Below are 21,210 nucleotides of genomic sequence, written 5' to 3'. Positions count from 1 at the left end.
ATGTGGATTAAGGCCGCAAAACTGGTTTTCTCGCCGCTGGCGATACTATTCCTCGTCGCTCCACTCATTGCTATTTTGCCGCTCGCCTTCACGTCAAGCGTAATTCTGACCTACCCCGTCCCGTCCTATTCCCTTCGTTGGTTTGAGGAACTGCTTTCGGCGGACACGTGGCGGCGATCCATAATCAACAGCCTGATGATTGGCGGCGGGACTACCTTGTTAGCTACCTTACTTGGAATGGCGGCTTCTTTGGGCCTTCGAGATCGTGCCCTTTTGTTGCGCGGAACCTTCCGCACACTTTTCCTTCTGCCAATGGTGGTGCCCGCAGTGGTGCTTGGTGTTGGAATGCAGGTGCTTCTTGCTCGGCTCGGCCTGACGAATAGCTACGTAGGTGTCATCATCGCTCATACAGTTGTTGCCGTTCCATTCGTTGTTATCAGTATCAGCGGAGCACTTGCCGGAATCGACGGGCGGACCGAGCTTGCCGCTCAAAGCCTTGGTGCCTCGCCATGGATTGTATTTCGCCGGATAACGTTGCCACTTGCAATGCCGGGAATTCTCTCCGGTGCTGTGCTAGCGTTCGCAACATCTTTGGACGAAGTCGTACTGACTCTGTTCGTCGCTGGACCCAATCAACGCACGCTGGCGCGAGAAATGTTTTCGAGCCTTCGAGAGAACGTCAGCCCCACGATCGCTGCCGCTGCATTTCTATTTATCGCCGCGACCGTAGCAGTCGGCTTATCCCTTGCACTGCTGCATTCACTCCGAACGGATGCAACGCAAGGGTAAGGCGGGGCCGCCGGGATCCGCGTCGAGCGACACTCCCACGACAATGCTGGCTCTTTCTTGAAAACCGTGCCCCCATGCCCGAAGTAATAGCATGTCATCTCGTTTCGGGAGACCATGATTTCCTGCTCGAGGTAATGGTTTGCCGCGCGGGCAGCTCGTAGTGTCGCGAAACACCCAGGATGGCTCCCTGCCTCGGAGGTCGGAGTAAAACACACACATGGGACGATGTTAGTCCAATAGCCTTCGGTGAGGGCCGCAAACTACTTCCCTGGAATTCCGTCGTTTACCAATTCGACCGAAGCAACTGATCAGTTTTCTGACGGACACCTCGGCAATGCCGGCAATGCCGGCAAGGATGTGGGCAGGCTAGGCTTGGGCGAACGGGTGATCGTCGTGGCAGTGTCCAGACGGAATAACGAAATTCGCCCGTAGTGACGATTATGAACCTTCCCTACCGCGCTGACAGGATGCTCCAAAAACTGCGCTAAGGAACATCGGGCGCGCGTTGTCAGGCATCTGCAAAAAGCTTCCCGTTCATGTACTTTAGACCGGTATCGCTCGCGACCGTGACGACCGTCCTACCCTGCCCCAACTCCTTGGCCAAACGAATCGCCGCAGTGACGTTGAGGCCCGTGGACGTGCCGACCAACAATCCTTCTTCCCGTGCTAGCCGGTGGCACATAGCGCGTGCTTCTTCTTCCGGAATGCTGCGCGCTTCGTCATATAGATCCCGACTGAGCAAAGGCGGAACGAAGCCTACCCCTATGCCTTCGACATGGTGGGTTCCCGCCCAACCCTCCGATATGACGGGTGAAGAGGCCGGCTCCAGAACCACGATCCGAACCGACGCTGAGCGCGATTTAAGAATCCTCGCCACGCCCATGGTCATTCCGGCCACGCCAACCGCGCCACAGAAGGCGTCGATACCGTCTGGAAATTGTGTGACCAACTCGTGGCCGATATCTTCGTAGCCTATCAAGGCGTCGCGGTTGTTAAACTGGTCCGAATAATAGCAGTCCGACCGCTTGGAGACATCCTGGGCGTGACGGATCATTGACGGAATTAGATCGGCCGAAATTTCGCCTGACGGGCTATGGATCAGATCAACGGTTGCGCCAAAGCTGCGCATTGTACGCAATTTCTCCATGGCAAAGGCGTTGGAAGAAGCCACAATGAGATGATAGCCTTTCACTGCGCAGACGAAGGCGAGCGAGGACCCGGTGCTTCCGCCACTCGCCTCGACCACTGTCATTCCCGGTTTCAAATCCCCGCGCCGCTCAGCTTCTTCGATGATGGATTTTGCCATGCGGTCCTTATAGGAACCTGTCGGATTGAAATACTCGAGCTTCACAAAGACTTGAGCACTCCCTTCCGGTACGACGCGACGCAGGCGTATCACCGGTGTATTGCCAATAGCATTGAGCGCGGACTCGAAGGGTGGCGGGGGGCTTGGTCGCATGTTTTATTGGTCCTTCCGGTTGATCGTCTAGCGCCCATATGCGTTGTGGGAGGGTTTTCGGGGAGAATCCGTTGGACAGCCGCCGCGGTTTTAGTTGTAGCCTTCCACGCTACCAGTAAAACGGTCACTTTACGTATCCGATTAGTCGCAGGCTTAGCTCGAACTCGGGAAAACCGGTGGATTGATCGATCCCTGATAATCTAAGATATCGTGGCCTTAAGGGATCTCACCACCGGGCAAAAATCTTGGCAAAACTGGCGGGATCAACACTTTGGGCTCCTTTCCGGGATGATCATAATTAGAATTACGCGGACAATCTTGCTAAAGCCAGGAGAAATATTGCCACATTTTTTGCAGGTCAGCGAAGCGAAGCTCTGGTGCATCAGAGCAAACTCTCACCGGCCCTAGCGTGTGTCCAGCTTCGCGAGAGCAAAACTTGATCACTCACATATTCGGATAGACCGGCCCCTCGCCGCCCTGCGGCGGTACCCAGTTGATGTTCTGGTTGGGGTCCTTGATGTCGCAGGTCTTGCAGTGGACGCAGTTCTGGGCGTTGATGACGAAGACATCCTCGCCGTCCTTTTCCACCCATTCGTAGACGCCGGCTGGACAGTAGCGGGTCGACGGGCCGGCGTAGATGTCGTGCTCGGACGACTTCTGCAGGTCCGTCGGCAAGTTTCTCGGCCGCAAGGATGATGGACAGCACGGCGGTATGGCTGAGCGAACGGCTTTCGTGCGTTTTCGAAAAGCCCTTGTGGCCCATTGCCCGGACAAGCCCCTGTTCGAGGGAATCACCAGCCAACTCAAGGCCAAAGCGATCTGGGTCAAGACCGGCATACTTGTCGATGCGACGATCATCGCCTCTGCCAGTGAGGACGACGATGAGGGCCGTTGGGTCAAGCATAAGGGCAAACCAGGAGGTTGCAAGGCAATCATCTGTGCGGGTGAGCGGCAATGATGGAGAAGACATCGTTGCAACAATGTGGACTTTACTACTATGTTGACCACGGATCGTCAGATTGAAGGAGGCCTTGTCTTGGGGCATTCACAGGCCGAAAAAGTACAAAATCGGGAGAGGATCCTGACTGAGGCAGCTGACCAGATCCGGGACGGCGGGCTTGAGTCGGTGAGCGTCGGAAAGCTCATGAAAAGCGTGAATCTAACCCATGGCGGCTTCTACCGCCATTTCGCATCACGTTCGGACTTGCTCGCCCAGGCTCTGAAGCGCGCTCTGCTTGACGGCGCGCGTCGGTCAATAAAGGGATCAACGGGTGCGCGCGCCTTCGCCAACGGGGTAAAAGACTATTTAAGTCGCAAACATCGCGACTCGCGCAGCACTGGGTGCGCAATTTCGGCGCTGGTTTCCGATGTAGGGCGTGCCGATGCCCATGCCAAGACGGTTATGGCCACGTATGTTGAGGATTATATTGCTACCACTCGGCAGCAACTTGGCGACGACGACGATGCCAGGGCGATGTTGGCCGTAAGCGCCATGGTTGGGGCTCTGGCGCTGTCGCGGGCAATGACGGATCTGAGCCGTTCGGACGCCCTTCTCCAAACCGTCCGCGATTACTTGGTGACATTCGACGACGCCAATGAGTTGGCGCGCTGAGGTCATCAGGACAAAGCGTTGCCCATACAAAACAAAGGCGCCAGAGGCGCCGGGAAGCTTCAGATGGGAGCCGTCGAACTTTCGCGGCGCGATGTTGTTGAACCGATCATTGTAAACGCGAGCCAGTCTGTCGGTGCGGTCCGGGTCAGTCCAGACCCAGTTCTGAAAAGCTTGCCTGATCTTCTGAAGCTTGTCGCGGGCTGCTTCCGTGTCGACGACATTCAGAACGCGGCGCTCGCCGCCAACATCCCTATACACGTCAAAGAGCTGCGGAACCCGACTGTTCAGCGCATCGGCCAGCAATTCGCCGGCGTGACGGCGGCCTGTGCCCCACTCAGAGGTGCCGGCTGCGCTGTAGCCAAGCTGCCGTGCCTCGACGGTCCATGACCCGAGTTCCGGCATATGATGGATCCTGATGTCCACATCCATCGTTTCCTTGACGAAGGCGACGACATCGGCAGCCGGAATCCAGGGTGCGCCGAGACGGGCAGTGATATCCGACGGCCGGAGATCGGCCGGCTGGACATCCTCCAGCGCTCGGACATTGCGCTCGTAGACTGGATCAAGCGACGCGGCTGCTTCGGCGACCATGAGCTTGGTGCGGACCGAACCGGAGAGATAGGCGTCGGACGTCAGCCATGACCCGTCGGCGGGATCGCGGAAGATGGCGTCACCGAGTTCGTCGATGACAGCGTCGGGGTCGCGATGCAGCAACTCGGCAATATGCTCGGGATCGACGCGGCCGCGTTCGTTGAGGACGACAGCCAGCGCATCGGCAGCACTGGTGATGACGGGTGGTGCCGGAGGAGAGATGACCCTTTCGGAGAAAATCGGACCGGGCTTCGCCGTATCGGTTTCGAGGTCGTAGTCCTCGATCGAGGCCACCAGCCAGCAATCGGGATCGTCCAGGAACGGCTGGAGATTGGACCGGCGATGGGTTTCGCGTACCTCGCCGCTTTCCTCATCCTCCGAGATCGAAACTGTCGTATGGTTGATCGGCCCGAAGTCGCGCACAAAACTCGACCAGGCGATACGCAGCCGAACCTGCAGATCCCGCCACGGCTGGTCGCGTTCCTGCGCTTTCAGCACCTCGCGCACGGCGTCGCGGATCGGAATCAGCTTCTTGATGATCCGGACGTGCTTTTCGGACAGGCCCTCGCCTGACCTGCCTTTCCGCACCGAAACCGCCAGCGGTGCACCGTCGATCATTTGCATGAGGCCGTGGCGGTTATTGAGAAAGAAGCTGCCCTCGCGGACCTTGTCGTTGGCGGGGCGGAGGTCGACGATCTCGCCCAGCTCCTCTTCCAGATCGATGTCGATCTGCGACGGCTCGCCGTCATACCGATCCTCAGGAAGAAGAGCGATCACGGCCTTCAGTGCCGTTTCGAGACCTTCACCGGCGCGTGGCCGGCACGTATAGGTCTCGCCGAACGGGCCAGACGTTAGGGCGTGCTCGCCGAGCACGAAATCCGGGTGCCGCGCGAACCAGCGGTTCACGCGGATCGCCCCGTCGTCGGATGTCGCAGGACGAACCTCTTCCAGATCGAGCCACGACAGATCACCCTCCGGCCCGCCGGCCTTGCGCTTGCGAAAGAACAGAATGTCCACGACCACATCCGTGCCGGCGTCGCGGCGGAAGCTTCCCTCGGGCAGACGCACTGCTGCCATCAGATCGGCGGACCTGGCGATATGCTCGCGAGCTGTGCTGTCCGCCTTGTCCATCGTGCCGCTGCTTGTCACGAACGCGGCGAGTGCTCCGGGTTTTAGGAGATCGATTGACCGGGCGATGAAGTAGTCGTGCAGCCGCAGACCGAGCGGACGGTACTGCCGGTCCGACCGAACCGTGCGATCGGAAAAGGGAGGATTGCCGATCGCGAGATCATAGATCGCGTTGAGCTCGGTGCGCGCGAAGTCGGCATTGATGATCCGCGCCTTCGGCTGAAGAAGCCGGACAATCCGCGCCGTCACCGGATCGAGTTCGATCCCGGTGACGTGGCTTGTATCCCTGAGCACCTTTGGCATCAGCGCCGGAAACAGGCCCGTGCCGATTCCCGGCTCCAGCACGCGGCCCCCGCGCCATCCGAGCCGCCGCAAGCCCGCCCAGATCGCGCGGACGATGAACTCGGGGGTGAAGTGAGCATATTGGGTGCAGCGCGCGAGCGAAGCATAGTCGGCATCGGTGACGGCGCTTTCCAGCGAACTGCCGAGGTCGTCCCAGCCTTCCCGGAAATCGACTTCGCCTGGACGCCGGAACATGCCGTTTGCGAGTTCCGATGCGCCAAAACCGGTGAAGCGGATCAGCCTCGCCTGCTCGTCACGGGTGGCGGGTCGATCCTGCTTTTCGATTTCGGTGGCAGTCAGGATGGCCACAAGATTTGCCTTCGCCCTTTGCTTCCAGTCGATCGCAAGTCCACGATCGCCATCGTCGAGATAGAAGTTGGCTCGCCCGGCTTGTCTCCGCGGCGCCGGCTGCTTCGCAACTGGTGGAGGCAATGCCGGCGTAGGGGAGGTCGGTGTCGGATCGGGATCGTCGTCGTTGGCGGCGAAACCGCCAAACGCGGTGACGCCCAGGCCAAGGCCGGACGACAATGCGCTGCTTCCGAACATATCGAGAGTGAAGGGATCGTGGGACATGGAAGCTCCTTTTCGAGGATGTGCGCCATCGCCCGCGGGACAGGTCCCGTGGCTGCGAAGGCGGATGAAAATGAGGTGTGGGAATTTGGACCTGGTTCGTCCGGCGGCAGCGATCGCGAGCTACGAGCGCGTGATTACGGAGAGCTGCATTGTTTCCGTCGCAAACTCCGCCCGCAGATGCGTGGCTTCCGGGTTTGTGGAAAGCATGGCTTCCAGGCTCGCAGCGTCGATGAAGACGATGCCGTCGTCTCCCCCGAAATACCGGCGCTTGTAGTGCCAGTAGTCCGGATTGGTCTTCGGATCGCACTCCTCGGCATAGACCGCGAGCGCTCTTTGACCCTCCGCCAATTTTCCGTTGGAAAGCACATAGACGCCTTCATCACCGACGATCCACAGGCCGGGCCGTTCGTCCTTACCCGGGAGAAGTCCATAGTGAGGATTGCGGAAACCGCCATTGGCTGCCGCGTCACTGCGTCCGCGCGCGATCACCGCACGGACGTCGACCACGCTAAATGTGAACATGGCTTCCTCCTCACGCGGCGATCGGGGAGGGAAGGTGGCGAAGATGCACCGGCAGCTTCGCAGCGATCTCCCCGTCGGTGAGTTCGTCGAGCAGCTTCAGGAAAGTGCCCTCGTTGCCGCCATAGAGCACGACGGTGCGCTTGCCGCGAGCGGACTGCGGCCACTTGTCTCCGGCATAGCCGCGGTAATCGTCGGCAGTCGTGCTCCAGATATGATCGAGCCGCTCTTGCCGCGTCATGGCCCGGACCGGACGGCTTTCGCGTTCGATGATGGCGACGCGCATCGTTTCGACGGATGCCTTGTCGGAAAGATCGCAATAGCCATGGAAATACCGGATGGCCGCGTCGATCCTGAGCGCAAAGAACACTGATGTCACCGAGCCGGTCATGAACTCCCGCATCGCAAACATGGACCCTCGGATCCACAACGGCGGCAGGATCTCGAACATGTCGTCATGTTCGGTCTCACCGATTTCGAACCATTCACCTGCGTAGAGTGGCGCGGCATCGCCATCCCGACGGTTCGGGCGCTGCGCATGGCGATCGAACATGCGGAACATCTGCTGGCGGCTTGCGACGCCCTGAAAAACCTTGGCTGTTGCGGGAGAGGGGATCATCTGTGGCTCCTTCGGAGGTTTTGGACCGAAGTGCGGCGCCGTCCTCTCGACCTCGCCATTTCATTCAGTCCTTCATGACCCCTCCCGAGCTGCCGGCATCGCGACCGGCCGGGTCAAGGGCCGGCTCAGCCGGGCGAAGCCTCCCTTGACGCGGGCGGCCCGAATGCGGCACGCCTCCTTCTCTTCGTTCCCTCATTTCCTTCTCCCTGATTTTCAGGGTCTCGTTCCAGTCCTCCTCGGGTGGGCGGAGCCGCGCCCAGTCGCAGCCGACGTCTTCAGCAAGCGCCCGCAACCGCTCGGCAAACAGATCGCCTTGAGAATTGGCGTCCGTCGCCGCGACCAGCCGGGCGTCAGGTCGGGAGGCCAATTCCCGCAGCGCGGCTTGCGTGGCCGGCGACCATCCACCGCCGGTGCTGAGATAGAGCGTGCCGTCGCGCAACCCCTCGATCGCCGCAAGGCTCATGGCGTCGATCGCAGCTTCCGTGACGGCCAGGCGCAACGCAGTATCCAACCCGATACGGAAGAGAACCTTCGTTCCGCCAGAGGCGAACCCCCGGTATTGTGGCCCCCGTGCCTCCCAGCCGGTCACCACGCCGGCATTGTCCGTATGAGCTGCCCACATGCTGCCATAGGGGCCTTCCCGAAGCAGGTCGGCGTTGATCGCTGCGCGGAGCAAAGGCGCCGGCAGCAAGCGCTCACTATTTAGGTAGCGCCATGTCGATGATCCGGGCCATGGGCTGCGGCGCGCCTGCCAACGCTTAGGTAGAGAGAGGTTGAATCCTCCACTACGCCTCGCAGGCTGCCACTCCGGTTCCGTGATCTCGAAACCGACGAGGTCCGCGACCCTTGCGGCGCCTTCGGGAAAACCGACATGATCGAGATGCTCGGCAAGCCCGAAGACATCGCCTTTCGCATCGCTGAGCGGATCGAACCATCCGCGCCCCTCATGCGTGACGATGATGATTTCACCGCCGCGGCGAAACTTGACCGCCCGCCGGGTGCTTTCCTTGATGTCGATGGCGAACCTCGCCCGTTCAAGAACGGCCGCGCAGCTCACCTGCTCACGCAGCGCCTCTATCTCTCTTCTCTTCATTTTGCTTCCGATCGCCGAGCGATCGGCCTCCATCGCCTTTCCTTGCCCGTCGTTTCACGGGCACCTTTCGGCCAGCCGCGAAGAGCAAAGGCGGCAAGGGCGCGGCTGGCAATTGTCGGATCATGCAATGCCAGCTCAGCCGCGGCGAAGCCTCCCTTGCGGCCTGCAGCTCGCGAGTGGCACGCCAAAGGCAGTGGCCGGCTCAATGAGCCGGCCAGGGAAAAAACTCATGCACGATCGCAAGATCGTCGTCGGCGTCGATCTCGTCAGAGGGAAGGACGCCGTACTCGCCATCGACCTTGAAGACGGTCACCGGGACCATCAGGTCGCGGGAAAGCTGAAAGGCATGGGACTGTGCGAGTGAAAGATCGTGCGACATTTGAGAGGCTCCACCGGGAGCGGGCCAATTCCCGCTCGATGGCTCCTCAAAAGGCTCGGGTCCGGGCGCGATCACCGCGACGGCAAAGCCATAGCGGCCGCAGCTTGCTAGCGGACCCCTTGCGGGTTGATCGTGGAAGATCCGGAACCGGGCTAGGACGCCATCAAAAGAGAGCGGGATTGGTTTGCTTCCGCTGTGGACTCAGATTTTCCGCACTGCATTCACGCTTGTGTCGGCTCCTCACCGTCGCCCGCAGCAGAACGATTGCTTCCGTTTTCCAAACCGACGGCAAGGTCCGCACCATCGGCTGCCACGCCGATATCGCGGCAAAAGTTGCGTAAAAGAAGAGTCCTAGCCAGCAGCTGGGCGTGTCAGAAATACGCTATCCCGAGATCTGAAAGTTTTCTACAGCGGGCTACGTGTGCACGCCGCAATAGGCCTCGACCGGAATAGGGCGATCGCCAATCAGGTCGTGTTCGGTGGGCAAGGTCATCGGTTCGACCCTTGAAGAAGAGCAGGGCCGTGAAGCCCAGCCGAAGATTCAGCGCAAACGTTGCGGCATCGCATCCGCAGGGATCAATGACAGATAGCTCTCGCCGCCCAGTTGGTCGCGATGCTCGTTTTTCGCGGCGACGACCAACGCTGGATCAGTCATTGCCTGCACTGCCGAGGCGGCCATAACCTTGCCGGCCTGCAGCATCCCCTTGTGGGCATAGCCAGAGGTCCCTTGCGCGACCATCTGCCAAGTATGGGGTGGCGTGCCGTAGGCCTCGGTCGCGACATAAACCTGCCCGGTCGGGATTAGCCAGCTCACGTCACCTACATCGGTCGAGCCATGCAGGAACGTCGGTTCTTCCTGGAACGTGTTAAGGTCTTCGGACAGAATCGTGCCGCGTTTGGCTATCCGCCTCTGCACCTCAGCCGAGAAGGTTCTCTGGATGCTCCCTGCGAAATCCTTTTCACTGTTGGAGAAGCCGGCGACACCGAGCTTTTCGAACTCCTGGTGCATCATCCGTGCAAGTGTCACGTTTGGCACCAGGTCGGCGGAGGCAGCGTCGAACGTGATCTCCAGCTCCGTCCCGGTCATCAGCGCCGCGCCGCGTGCAACATCTTTCACCCTCTCGGTGATGTCGCGGACTTGGTCCATTCGAGGTGCACGCACTTTATAGAGCACCTGTGCCTGAGACTGCACTACATTCGGCGCCCGTCCACCCGTGTCGGTGATCGCGTAGTGGATGCGGCCGTCCTGAAGGATGTGCTCACGCAGATAGTTGGAGCCGACATTGGTCAGCTCGACCGCGTCCAGCGCGGAACGGCCTAGATGCGGCTCGAACCCGGCATGGGCGCTGGTGCCGCGGAAGGTGAAGTACAGCTGATTCGTTGCAAGCATCCGCGCATTGTAGGCAAGGTTTTCGTCCCACGGGTGCCATGTGAAGGCCACGTCAACATCGGCGAACAGCCCCGCGCGCGCCATATATGCTTTGCCTCCGCCGCCTTCTTCGGCCGGGCAGCCGTAGTAGCGAATGGTGCCTTCGAGGTTCAACTCGTCCTTGCAGGCTTTCAGCGCAAGAATTGCCGCCAGCGCGCCGGTGCCCAGCAGGTTGTGACCGCAGCCATGGCCATTTCCGCCCTCGACGATGGGGTCGTGGCTTGCGACGCCGCCTTGTTGGCTTAGACCGGTCAATGCGTCGAACTCGCCGAGGATGGCGACGACTGGATGGCCCTCGCCATAGCGGGCGACGAAGGCGGTTTCGATATTGCCCGCGTTGCGCGTGACCGCGAAGCCCGCCTTTTCCAGCTCGTCCGCCAGAAGGGCCGCGGATTTCGTCTCCTCATAGCGAATCTCGGCGAAGGACCAGATGGCGTCCGAGACGGATTTCAGATTTTCCGCATGCGCCGCGACGGTGCGCTCGATGATGTTGATATAGGTCATGGTCTTCCTTCAGGCGGCCTGTTCGACGATTTTTTTGCTATGGATGGCGGGGAGGGTTGTGGCGATGCCGCAGACGATGACGGCGCAGCCGACGATGACCGAGAAGGCAATGCCGTAGTTCTGGTCCGTTGCAGATAGGACTGCCCCAATCAGCATGGGTGACGCAAACGAGCCAAGCTGTGCCAGCGAGTTGATGAGGCCCGTGGCCGTCCCGACCGAATTCTGCGGGAAATGCTTCATGATGCTCACGAAGACACTGATCGAGATAGCGTTCAGGAAGACGTTCGATACTGACAGGTAGGCGAAGGCCAGCGGGATCGATTCCGCGTTTGCCATCAGGTAGATGAACACTGCCGACACAGCTGAGCCGATGCAGATGAGGTATTTCTCCTTCTGGTGGAAGAAGCGGTCAAGCAACCAGCCACAGGTGAGAAAGGAGATAAACCCCAGCGTCGGCGGGATCATCGAATAGGCGCCCATCTCCATCATGCTCATGCCCTTGACCTTCACCCAGTAGGATGGCAGCCAGGATTGCAGGCCCCAGAAGACGATGTTGGTGAAGAAATAGACCGACGCGATCTTCCAGGTCAGAGTGTTCTTCAGCAACCCTGCGATGCGCTGCTTCTCCGAGATCTTCGCGCCGACGTCTTTGGCGACCAGCGTCTCGGAGCGCGGCGGCATGATGCAGTACAGCATTATCGCCAGGACAAGGCCGACAGCACCCAGCGCGATGAACATCAGCCGCCAGCTGTAAAATGCGATCAACGAGGTGATGACGATTGAGCCGAGAGCGAAGCCGACAGACGCACCTGATTGCAGAACAGACTTGGCGCGGGCCATTTGGGTTTTTTCGAAATTTTCGGTGATGGCGACAGAGCCGCCTGCGGGGAAGATTGCTTCCCCTGCACCAGTGACGGCACGTGCTGCGGCCAATCCCACCGCGCTGGTGACTGCACCCGAGACCACCGTACCCAACGACCAGACGGCCACAGCTGAGCTCAGTACCCGGCGTGAGCCCAGACGGTCTACGAGATAACCCCCAATCAGCTGCGTCATCGAATATGCAAGGAAGAAGGCACTTATGATCATGCCCTGATGATCCAGCGTCAGACCAAATTCCTCGCTAATCGGAATGATCGCGATGTTGATGGCAGTCTTGTCCAAAAAGCCAACGACCCAGCAGACAAACAGCATGCCGATAATGACGTGGCGGCGCTTTATTCTAGAAGTCATTTTCGCGGTTCCCTTTTTATTTTGATTTTTAATGTTTGTGTCATCGCGATGAAATTCATATGTTGAAGGCTCCATACGAATTCAGAATTTAGTGTGTGTTGTCACATGGAATGTTCGAGTGAAGATTGACTTGCTGTCACACCCGGTCCTGCGCGAACTGGCACAGTCTCGAGCGTTGCGCCTGAAGGACACCGATACCGAACCGGAAGGCGGCCCTGCCTCGATCCGCCATTCCATTGAACGCAAAGGAGAAACCCTCTACCTCGTCGTCGATCACTCTCATTTCACAGCCAAACGGACCGAGTTTGCGATCTGCGATAAGGAAGGCGACAAAACGACTGCCCAAATTCTTCAGGCCGTTCAGGACGCCGTCATCGAGATTCTGACCCGAACCTTTGAAATGCTTGCATCGGTAAATGCCGCAGTCATCAATTCATTGGACGAACACGAGATCGTCCATAACGTCCTGCGCGAGGTGATGAATGTGCTTCCGCATTGCGATGCCGGTGTTTTTCGCTTGTTTGACGAGGAAAGCGGCTTTCTCATCCCCGTTTCGCATGAAGGATTGCCCGAGGATTATACCCATTATCGTGTCCAGCCGAACGAATCGGTCTCGGGCGAAGTATTCGCGACCGGCCGACCGGCCATTCACAATGGTAGGCAGAATATCATCGCGGCCCATCGGGTCATGCGTCCCGAAAGTCAGTCCTTTATGGAACGGTCCGAGATAGCGAACGCGCTACTTTGCGTTCCCGTCATGGCCGAGGGGAAACGCCTGGGCACGCTGACGACGCTTTGCTTTTCCAGCGATGGAGCCTTTTCGGTTTTTGACCGTACCGTCCTTGAATCGCTGGCCGCTCAGATCGCGGTCGCCTATCAGCGGTCGCTGACCTATCAGAATGCCGTAGCCACCTCACGCCGGCTTGAACAAATGCGCAACGATCTTGCGCGCAAGAACGCCGAGCTGGACCGCGCCGTCGCGCTGCATGAGGCGCTGCTGCGCATCTTCTCCACCGGTGACGGCCTGACAGAACAGCTCCACGCAGTGGCTCAGCTGTTTGGCGTCGACTTCAGGTTCGAGAACGTGCTGGGGCTCGACTACCGATCGACAGGGTGGAGCGACGACGGCGAAGCCTTACGCCAGACAGTCGAGGTTGCTGAAGCGCCTGTCGGCCGGTTCCAGTTCCGGACCTCGGAGGATGCGGGTTTTCATCAAGTCCTGTTCGGCACGCTGGCGACATTCGTCGCGCTCGACTTTGTGCGCGACATGTCGCGGATGGACGTTCTGAATGCACGCAAGAAAGCGCATTTCGAAGCATTGGCCGCTGGCTTACCCTCCGATGGTCGTCGCAGCGGCCACGGATTTCGGCTCGATCGCTACAATCAGGTGTTTGTGGCGCGCGCCCCTCTAGGCGAGGTTTCCGGCAACCCGCGCCTTTCCCTTCACAAGTCCCTATCGGACCTGCAAGAGGGCATGACCTCCCCAAACTCCTTGCTCTTTCACCATGATGCCCAGATCGTCATACTGGTCTCCGCTTCGACCACGGCGGCGCTGGAACGAAATCTTCGAGCTATCTCCGACGCCGCGACGAAGCAGACCATCTCCGTCGGAGTAAGCGAGATTTATGAGACGAACGAACATCATTTGATGTCACGCGACTTGGCTACGCAAGCGGCGGAGGCGCTTTCGCGTCGTGGACGCTCGGGGCTTCTGCGGCATCGCGATATGGGGGTGGAACTGCTTCTGGAGGGGCGGGCGCGGCAGGATATCCTTGAATTCACTCGTCAAATATTGGCGCCTCTGCTTCAGGATCCGAGGCATCGCGTTCTGCACGACACTCTCTCACGCTACATTCACGAGGGAAAGTCGGCGACCCGCACCGCGCAGGCCCTAAAAATTCACCCAAACACGCTTTACCAGCGCCTGCAACGGGTGGAGACCCTGACGGGTCGCAAGATTGCCGACGCGGCTGATTTTACGCTGCTTAGCCTCGCCTGCCAGCTTCACGCGGAGTATTTCGGGCGTGTCACATCCTAGGACGGCGACGCGTCGTTGCAATCGGGGGCCTCTCAAGCACAACGCCTGCAATTTGGCGAGCTCGTGAGAGCTGACCGCGATGAGCGATGCCTTCCGCAAGTCCCATCTGAAAGATGCGCGAGCGCCAGGTAGCGATCCTCTCAAGTCAATCGGATTGAGACAGGTTCGCTTTCTCAATCGCCTCCTTGATCGATTTTGCCTCAAGCGCAACAAGCGCACGCTCTAAGTAATGCTCGATCTCGGAGACGCTTTTTCCCTCAAGCAAGGCGATCTCGGCAATGGTCCGGCCTCGAGAAATCCACCGCAGGCAGGACTTTTCAAACGGAGACAACATCCACGACTCCATGACAAAATCTAATTCATAGTGTTATGATATAACATATCACATAACCTAATTTATGGAACTGGACGGTCATCTGGGAAGTGTTGCTTTTCTGAATGAGCCGAGCGCCTTCGAAGCCCGATTGTTCTTGCGCCTGTAGGGATCGGGCCGGAGCTAAAAAGCAACAAACAGCCTATTTTGACGCGTGCAACAGCCAATCTTACGAGCGAAGTCGCCATAGCATTGTCTTCCAAAGCAAATCTTTCACTCACTCACCCAGCTTCACTGCCGAAACGGCACTCTTTGGAACATAAACTGATGCACCGACAAAGGCGGATCTGGAGCTTTAAATGCTCGAATGAAATCACCGGTTATCCTCCAAAACACCGAATTCTATTCCGCATAATATTTTATATAAACTATAGATTTCCTATTTTTCTTCAGTCGATCTGCGATGATGGGAATAGATCGATTCATCAAGGAGGATATCATGGGATCTATCGAGCCAACATCGCTGGACCACTCGCTGCATCCGCGCGTGAACTCGGCGGATCCTGTCCCGCCCCGGCCCCGGCCGAGTGCGCCGGCCCATATCATCAAGACAGATGAAGAAGCCATCGCCGTGGCGCATGAACTCGCTGCGGAATTTTCGCAAGGGGCTGCCCTTCGCGATCGCGAGGGGCTGCTGCCACTGGCGGAAATCGACAGATATTCGCAAAGCGGCCTTTGGGGTATCAATGTACCGAAGAGCCACGGCGGCGCCGCCGTGTCTTATCGGACGTTGGCGCGCGTGATCTCCATCATTGCCGCCGCAGACCCATCGATAGCCCAGATCACGCAAAACCATCTGGCAATCAACGGCCACATCGATCTTGACGGAACGGACGAACAGAAGAAGGAATTCTTTGGCTGGGTGCTTTCAGGCATCCGGTTCGGCAACGCCTTCTCCGAACTGAACAGCAAGACTGTCGCTGCCTTTGAAACAAGAATTGCCTATGAAGGCGACCATGCCATTGTGAACGGCGAGAAGTTCTACACGACCGGCGCGCTTCTCTCGCACATCATCCCGATTGTCGCCGTGGATGAAAACGGACAGGGATTCCTGGTATTTACCGAGCGGGACGCAGCCGGAATAACGGTCACCAACAACTGGTCGAGCTTCGGCCAGCGCACGACCGCGTCAGGATCGGTGCATATTGACGGGGTACACGTTCCCAAAAACCGCCTTCTGCCGGTCGCAGCGTTCGATCGCCCGACGATCGCCGGCCCAGTCTCGCAGATCATCCAGTCAGCGATCGACGCCGGCATCGCGCAAGGCGCCATCGAGGATGCGATCGCCTTCATCCGCACGCAAAGCCGTCCGTGGCTCGACAGCGGCAAGGAAACGGCGGCGGAAGACCCCTTCACGATTGCTGCGATCGGCGACCTGAAGATCAGGCTGAATGCTGCCCTCGCCCTTCTCGATATTGCTGGCGAAGCAATTGACGCCGCTCTTGAGAACCCGACTGAGGAACTGGTCGCCGAAGCAACTGTCAAGACGGCGGAATCGAAGGTCCTTACCACCGAGATCGCCATTCTTGCCACGAACAAGCTGTTCGAACTGGCGGGGACGCGATCGACCTTGGCACAGCACAATCTCGATCGGCATTGGCGCAATGCGCGCGCGCACACGCTGCACGATCCGGTTCGTTGGAAGTTTTTCCACGTCGGAAACTACTATCTCAATGCCGTAAACCCGCCACGCCATCCCTGGAGCTAGACGTTCTTCACAATCGCACAAAAACCCGGCTTATGCGCAACCGCAAGCCGGGTTTTCTGCTGGCATGGTCAGCAATGCCGGCACTTCATGAATTTCAGTCTTAGGAACGGTTCCCTTCTATGAGCTATAGCGCCTCGCCCAATCGTTATGACACCGCAACCTTCAGCCGCGTCGGCAAAAGCGGCCTCGTCCTGCCGCCGATTTCCTTTGGCCTGTGGCACAATTTCGGGGATACGACGACGATCGACAGGCAAAGGGCGATCCTGCTAACTGCCTTCGATCATGGTATCACCCATTTCGACCTGGCCAATAATTACGGCCCGCCGGCGGGCAGCGCTGAGATCAATTTCGGCCATATTCTGAAACAGGACCTATCATCCTATCGTGACGAGCTGATCATCTCGACGAAGGCCGGTTGGGACATGTGGCCCGGGCCCTATGGACGTGGCGGCGGATCGCGCAAGGCCTTGCTGTCCAGCCTCGACCAGAGCCTCAAGCGTCTGCAGCTCGATTATGTCGACATCTTCTATTCTCACCGTTTCGACGCGAACACGCCGCTTGAAGAGACCGCCGACGCGCTGGCAAGTGCTGTGCATCAGGGCAAGGCGCTTTACGTCGGGATCTCGTCCTATTCGGGGACGAAGACGCGCGAGATCGCTGCCCTGCTTGCCGAGCGCGATGTGCCTCTGCTGATCAATCAGCCTTCCTACAACCTCTTCAATCGCTGGATCGAGCAGGATCTGCTTGCAGCGAGCGACGAAGTCGGCGCCGGCGTGATCGCGTTCACGCCGCTGGCACAAGGCTTGCTTACGGCAAAATATCTGAATGGCGTGCCGAGCGATGCGCGCGTCAACAGGCCGGGCGGCGATTTCCTACGGCCAAGCCATCTAAGCGACGAGAACATCGTTCGCGCCCGCGCGTTGAACGAGATTGCGGCACGGCGCGGACAAAGCCTCGCGCAGCTTGCGATTGCCTGGGTTCTGCGTGACCGTCGCGTCACTTCGGCGCTGATCGGCGCGAGTTCGCCGGAACAGATCGTCGAAAACCTCGGTGCTCTGAATAACCTGACCTTCACCGCGGAAGAACTTGCCGAGATCGATCGTTATGCCGTCGAGGGAGGCGTTAATCTGTGGGAAAAGCCATCGACAGACGAGGCCGTCTAGCGATGGCGACACGTTACGTGCGGATTGACGATGCGCCACCGCCGCCCGCAACGGCGCGCTACTCTCATGCGGTCGAAGCCGGCGGGGCTCTCTACGTCACCGGCCAGTTGCCGATCGATCCGTTAGACACAAACGCTCCGCTCCCGGACTCCATCGAAAAACAGGCGGAGCGGGTTTTCAGCAATCTGCGTCTCATCGTTGAAGCTGCAGGCTACAGCCTCAACGACACGGTGTTTGTGCGGATCTATCTCAGCAATTTCGATCGGGACTACGCCGGATTGAACGCCGTGTATGACAGACAGTTTCCTGACCATGAGACGTTGCCTGCTCGCACGACAATCGGTGTGTCGCGTCTTGGAGGCGGCGCACTGGTCGAAATCGACCTGACGCTTACTCGCACGGACGCCGAAGCGGCTCAATCCAAGCAATGGGCGGACACCGGTTTTGAGCAGGCAGCCAACCAGCCCGGATAAAACACGAAACTTGGCTTTGTGCACATGACAGATATCAGCATTCCCACACCGGATTTTGCCCGAAACATGCGCCTGATCGGCCATTCCCCGATCGGCGGTCGCGGCGATGGCCTTCAGCTCATGGTACATCGCGGCTATGCCTATGTGGCGCATCCCTGGTCGAGCGGCTTTTCGATCATCGATGTCCGCGATCCGAAACGGCCCGGCCCCGTCACCTATGTTCAGGCCCCGGCCAACACATGGAACATCCATCTTCAGACGCATGACGATCTGTTGCTGGTGATCGATGCCCTGGATCTTTTCGCGGACGTACAATCATTCGCAGGAGAAAAAACTTACTACACGCAGTCCGTCGGTGAAACCTTGGGAGAGTCCGGCGGGCGGGCGCGCGAGCGCTCGTGGGACGCCGGAATGACAGTCTATGACATTTCGATCCCCGACCGGCCCCGCAGGATCGGCACGCTGCGCATCGACGGGATCGGCTTTCACAGGATCTGGTATGTCGGCGGGCGCTGGGCTTACGCCTCTGCGCTGTTTACCGGCTTTTCCGATTATATCTTCGTGACGATCGATCTTGCCAACCCTGCTCGACCTGAGATCGCAGGACGCTGGTGGCTGCCCGGCATGCACACCGCTGGCGGCGAAACATCGACGGCGCTACCGGGCCAGCGCTTCGGGATGCACCACGCCGTTGTCTCCGGCAACACGGCCTACGCCGCATGGCGCGATGGGGGATTGACACTCCTCGACGTCTCGAACCACGCCGAACCGAAACTGGTCGCGCACCGCAACTGGTCACCGCCTTATGGCGGCGGCACCCATTCGCCCCTGCCGCTGCCAGAACGTGACCTTCTGGTCGTTGCCGATGAAGCGGTTCTCGATCATGAGGCGGATGGGCGCAAGCATGTCTGGGTCTTCGACATACGCCAGCCTACGAACCCGATAAGCATCTCTACGTTCCCGATCCCAGACGATGCCGACTACACACGAAAGGGCGGTCATTTCGGGCCGCACAATCTTCACGAAAACCGCCCGGGGTCTTTCATCTCGGAAACCCTGATCTTTGCCACATGGCAAAATGCCGGCGTGCGCGCCTTCGATATTTCCGATGCCTATCATCCCAGGGAAACTGGTGCCCTCGTCCCGCCGGCACCGACCGTCATGACCGATCGCCGCAAGGATCGTCCGCCCGTCATCCAGTCGGCCGATGTTTTTGTGGATCGAGCCGGCCTGATTTTCGCAACGGACTACAATGCCGGTCTCTCAATAATTGAATACGGAGGATGATCCGAAGCATCCTCCACTTCAATTGTACTGAAAGCATCCCGGCCTAACTTTCGCGCTGTTCAGGCGCGAGCAAATCCGCATGATGCGCGCGAGCGACGTCGGGATGGGAGCGAAGGCGGCTTTTCAGGTGGTTCTGGCCGACTTCGCGAAAGATCGGATTGAGCGGATCGACGGTGATGCCGCGCTCTGAGCCGCGCAGCGCTTCCGGGAGTTCGATGACCGGGATCGACGCGTCATATCGGGCCCCGAGAAAGAATGCCACCGAGAAGCGCTCGGCACCGGCCGGCGGTGCGACCACGTCGTGGACGTCCGCACGCACGAAGCCGTTTGTCGCCAGTTCCAGCAGTTCGCCGGTATTGATGATGAAGGTGCCGGGAACTGGCGGTGCCTCGATCCATACGCCCTCTTCCGTGCGTACCCTAAGACCCGGCGTCACATCCTGGAGCAGCACGGTAACGAAGCCGCCGTCCTTGTGCGCGCCGACGCCCTGGTCGGTCTCGGCCACGTCGCGGCCCGGATAACGGATGATCTTCAGCAACTGCGATGGCTGAGGCTCGTAGATCGGCGCAAAGACGTCCTCATTCTGGCCGAGTGCCACGGCAATCGCCTTCAGCACATCAATGCCGATCCGGGTCACTTCCGCCTGATAGGCGAGCAGAAGCGGCTTCAACTCAGGCAACGCCGACGGCCACTGGTTCGGGCCGAGCAGGCGGTGCCAGGCCGGTGTATCGGGGCTGATCGCAACAGCCGTGCCCTCGGTATTGACGTCGAGCTGTTCGCGCCAGTCCTGTTCGCCGCGCGTCCGCTCCAGTCCCGCCCGGTTGTAGCCGCGAAAATGCGGCGACTTCACCATCTCGATCTCAATCTTCTGTTCGAGCGGCAGAGCGAAGAAGCGCTTGGCGGTTGCAACAACGTCGGCGATCAATTTCGGATCGACGCCATGCCCGGTGAGGTAGAAAAAGCCATGGTCGTGGAGCGTACGGCGCAGCTCGGCGACGAAAGCATCCCGCTCGGACTGTGTGCCGTGAAAGCGGGAAAAATCGAGCGTTGGCAGGTGGGTCTGGACGGGATGCGAATGAAGGGTCATCTGTCTGTCTCATCTGTTGGAAGAACTGAATTTCAGCCCACTGCGACGCGGCCGTCTGTCGCTCGGTCACGGGCGGCTGTGGCTACCGGTTAGTGCCGGCATGCGGTAGTCGCTCATTGGGAAGCCTTTTGCTTTTGGCTCTGGACCATTTCGGATCGTTCGACACGATACGCGATCGAATCCAGCCTACTCGTTCCTATGCCGCTCCTGCGAAATACTGCGTTTTCAAGGACGTTAAGCAGGGCATAACCGGCTGTCCATCTACCAAAGCCACTCGCCACGTTGATGTGGCCAGCCTCGCCGATATCGATCAGATCGCTGCCCCAGTGACCGGCAACACGCTGTAGATTGCCGAACGGCATGTAGGGATCGTTGAGGCTGCCGACGATCAGACTTGGAAACGGCAGTGATTGCTTTGGCATCCTGCCAAAATTGAGAACGCAAGGGTGCAGCCTTTCTGTCGTCTCAAGGTCGCAGGGAGCTACCAGAAGCGCACCGCGCACCTTGTCTGCCAATGGGCTCGATGCAAGGTTGGCCGCCAGGATGCAACCAAGGCTGTGCGCGACCAGCCAGACACCGTTCGACGCCCTAAGCGCCTGCTCCAGACCCGATCGCCAGTCGTTGAGATCAGGGCACGACCAATTGGCTTGCTCCAGCACCACAGCTTTCGGATCGTCGAACGCCCAATATCGCTGCCAGTGACCTTCTCCAGACCCGTTGAGCCCCGGCAGAATGAGCGTTTCGAACGGTAAGGTGGATCGATCTGACATAATTGCACTCCTTGCTTCCCAGGACAGGGCTCACAAACCAT

18 protein-coding genes and 3 pseudogenes are annotated in these 21,210 nt (G+C 59.1%); 9 read left to right on the top strand and 12 right to left on the bottom strand.

What is annotated here, in order from left to right:
- Window positions 1–789 carry an ABC transporter permease gene (locus ACSQ3F_RS25715; RefSeq protein WP_436103035.1) on the top strand — a complete coding sequence of 263 codons (789 nt, stop codon included), beginning with the start codon at window positions 1–3 and terminating at the stop codon, window positions 787–789.
- A 9-nt stretch (window positions 790–798) separates the two neighbouring features.
- Window positions 799–929: pseudogene (locus ACSQ3F_RS25710) on the top strand (Lrp/AsnC ligand binding domain-containing protein); the annotation flags it as partial.
- Window positions 930–1,297: 368 nt separating this feature from the next.
- Here the strand turns inward: ACSQ3F_RS25710 and ACSQ3F_RS25705 are convergent.
- Entirely contained in the window at window positions 1,298–2,248 is a 951-nt protein-coding gene (locus ACSQ3F_RS25705) for a PLP-dependent cysteine synthase family protein (RefSeq protein ID WP_436103034.1), read from the bottom strand.
- A gap of 444 nt (window positions 2,249–2,692) precedes the next feature.
- Window positions 2,693–2,911, bottom strand: a pseudogene (locus tag ACSQ3F_RS25700) (4Fe-4S dicluster domain-containing protein); the annotation flags it as partial.
- A gap of 49 nt (window positions 2,912–2,960) precedes the next feature.
- Between ACSQ3F_RS25700 and ACSQ3F_RS25695 the strand changes: the two are divergent.
- Together ACSQ3F_RS25695 and ACSQ3F_RS25690 are read left to right on the top strand one after the other, a co-directional pair.
- Window positions 2,961–3,206 (top strand): hypothetical protein, encoded by a 246-nt coding sequence (locus ACSQ3F_RS25695; RefSeq protein ID WP_436103033.1) that lies wholly within the window; start codon window positions 2,961–2,963, stop codon window positions 3,204–3,206.
- A gap of 39 nt (window positions 3,207–3,245) precedes the next feature.
- The gene (locus tag ACSQ3F_RS25690) at window positions 3,246–3,860 is read left to right on the top strand and encodes a TetR/AcrR family transcriptional regulator (RefSeq protein WP_436103032.1); all 615 of its coding nucleotides are present in this window, start codon (window positions 3,246–3,248) and stop codon (window positions 3,858–3,860) included.
- Between the two features lie 15 nt (window positions 3,861–3,875).
- Here the strand turns inward: ACSQ3F_RS25690 and ACSQ3F_RS25685 are convergent.
- The 7 genes and pseudogenes from ACSQ3F_RS25685 to ACSQ3F_RS25655 form a co-directional block, all read right to left on the bottom strand.
- Window positions 3,876–6,494: pseudogene (locus ACSQ3F_RS25685) on the bottom strand (lactate dehydrogenase); the annotation flags it as partial.
- A gap of 120 nt (window positions 6,495–6,614) precedes the next feature.
- Window positions 6,615–7,016, bottom strand: a complete 402-nt coding sequence (locus ACSQ3F_RS25680; RefSeq protein WP_436103031.1) for a DUF3085 domain-containing protein — start codon at window positions 7,014–7,016, stop codon at window positions 6,615–6,617.
- A 10-nt stretch (window positions 7,017–7,026) separates the two neighbouring features.
- Window positions 7,027–7,632 (bottom strand): DUF1419 domain-containing protein, encoded by a 606-nt coding sequence (locus tag ACSQ3F_RS25675; protein WP_436103030.1) that lies wholly within the window; start codon window positions 7,630–7,632, stop codon window positions 7,027–7,029.
- A gap of 64 nt (window positions 7,633–7,696) precedes the next feature.
- The gene (locus ACSQ3F_RS25670) at window positions 7,697–8,725 is read right to left on the bottom strand and encodes a DUF3991 and toprim domain-containing protein (protein ID WP_436103029.1); all 1,029 of its coding nucleotides are present in this window, start codon (window positions 8,723–8,725) and stop codon (window positions 7,697–7,699) included.
- A 202-nt stretch (window positions 8,726–8,927) separates the two neighbouring features.
- Window positions 8,928–9,104 carry a hypothetical protein gene (locus ACSQ3F_RS25665; RefSeq protein ID WP_060501978.1) on the bottom strand — a complete coding sequence of 59 codons (177 nt, stop codon included), beginning with the start codon at window positions 9,102–9,104 and terminating at the stop codon, window positions 8,928–8,930.
- 541 nt (window positions 9,105–9,645) lie between these two features.
- Window positions 9,646–11,037 carry an amidohydrolase gene (locus ACSQ3F_RS25660; RefSeq protein WP_436103028.1) on the bottom strand — a complete coding sequence of 464 codons (1,392 nt, stop codon included), beginning with the start codon at window positions 11,035–11,037 and terminating at the stop codon, window positions 9,646–9,648.
- 9 nt (window positions 11,038–11,046) lie between these two features.
- Entirely contained in the window at window positions 11,047–12,345 is a 1,299-nt protein-coding gene (locus ACSQ3F_RS25655) for an MFS transporter (RefSeq protein WP_436103027.1), read from the bottom strand.
- A 43-nt stretch (window positions 12,346–12,388) separates the two neighbouring features.
- Between ACSQ3F_RS25655 and ACSQ3F_RS25650 the strand changes: the two genes are divergently transcribed.
- Window positions 12,389–14,308, top strand: a complete 1,920-nt coding sequence (locus tag ACSQ3F_RS25650; RefSeq protein WP_436103026.1) for a GAF domain-containing protein — start codon at window positions 12,389–12,391, stop codon at window positions 14,306–14,308.
- A 145-nt stretch (window positions 14,309–14,453) separates the two neighbouring features.
- Here ACSQ3F_RS25650 and ACSQ3F_RS25645 read toward each other — a convergent pair whose 3' ends face one another.
- Entirely contained in the window at window positions 14,454–14,642 is a 189-nt protein-coding gene (locus ACSQ3F_RS25645) for a LuxR C-terminal-related transcriptional regulator (protein WP_436103025.1), read from the bottom strand.
- Window positions 14,643–15,120: 478 nt separating this feature from the next.
- On the opposite strand from ACSQ3F_RS25645, the gene ACSQ3F_RS25640 reads away from it, so the two are divergent.
- The 4 genes from ACSQ3F_RS25640 to ACSQ3F_RS25625 all read left to right on the top strand — a co-directional run bounded on the left by ACSQ3F_RS25640 (window position 15,121) and on the right by ACSQ3F_RS25625 (window position 19,312).
- Entirely contained in the window at window positions 15,121–16,389 is a 1,269-nt protein-coding gene (locus ACSQ3F_RS25640; RefSeq protein WP_436103024.1) for an SfnB family sulfur acquisition oxidoreductase, read from the top strand.
- A 119-nt stretch (window positions 16,390–16,508) separates the two neighbouring features.
- Entirely contained in the window at window positions 16,509–17,552 is a 1,044-nt protein-coding gene (gene mgrA / locus ACSQ3F_RS25635) for an L-glyceraldehyde 3-phosphate reductase (protein WP_436103023.1), read from the top strand.
- A 2-nt stretch (window positions 17,553–17,554) separates the two neighbouring features.
- The gene (locus ACSQ3F_RS25630) at window positions 17,555–18,025 is read left to right on the top strand and encodes a RidA family protein (RefSeq protein ID WP_436103022.1); all 471 of its coding nucleotides are present in this window, start codon (window positions 17,555–17,557) and stop codon (window positions 18,023–18,025) included.
- A 24-nt stretch (window positions 18,026–18,049) separates the two neighbouring features.
- The gene (locus ACSQ3F_RS25625) at window positions 18,050–19,312 is read left to right on the top strand and encodes an LVIVD repeat-containing protein (RefSeq protein WP_436103021.1); all 1,263 of its coding nucleotides are present in this window, start codon (window positions 18,050–18,052) and stop codon (window positions 19,310–19,312) included.
- 43 nt (window positions 19,313–19,355) lie between these two features.
- Here the strand turns inward: ACSQ3F_RS25625 and ACSQ3F_RS25620 are convergent, their stop codons facing one another.
- A complete protein-coding gene (locus ACSQ3F_RS25620; RefSeq protein ID WP_436103020.1) occupies window positions 19,356–20,399 on the bottom strand; it encodes an isopenicillin N synthase family dioxygenase in 1,044 nt (347 codons plus the stop codon).
- 113 nt (window positions 20,400–20,512) lie between these two features.
- Window positions 20,513–21,169: an RBBP9/YdeN family alpha/beta hydrolase gene (locus ACSQ3F_RS25615; RefSeq protein WP_436103019.1), complete on the bottom strand. Its 657-nt coding sequence runs from the start codon at window positions 21,167–21,169 to the stop codon at window positions 20,513–20,515.
- Window positions 21,170–21,210 lie beyond the last annotated feature (41 nt).

The sequence above is a fragment of the Pararhizobium sp. LjRoot238 genome, from assembly GCF_964252955.1.
In the GTDB taxonomy this organism is placed as follows: domain Bacteria; phylum Pseudomonadota; class Alphaproteobacteria; order Rhizobiales; family Rhizobiaceae; genus Pararhizobium.
Note: the sequence above shows the minus strand (reverse complement) of the source record. Positions and strands in the feature narration are given on the sequence as shown.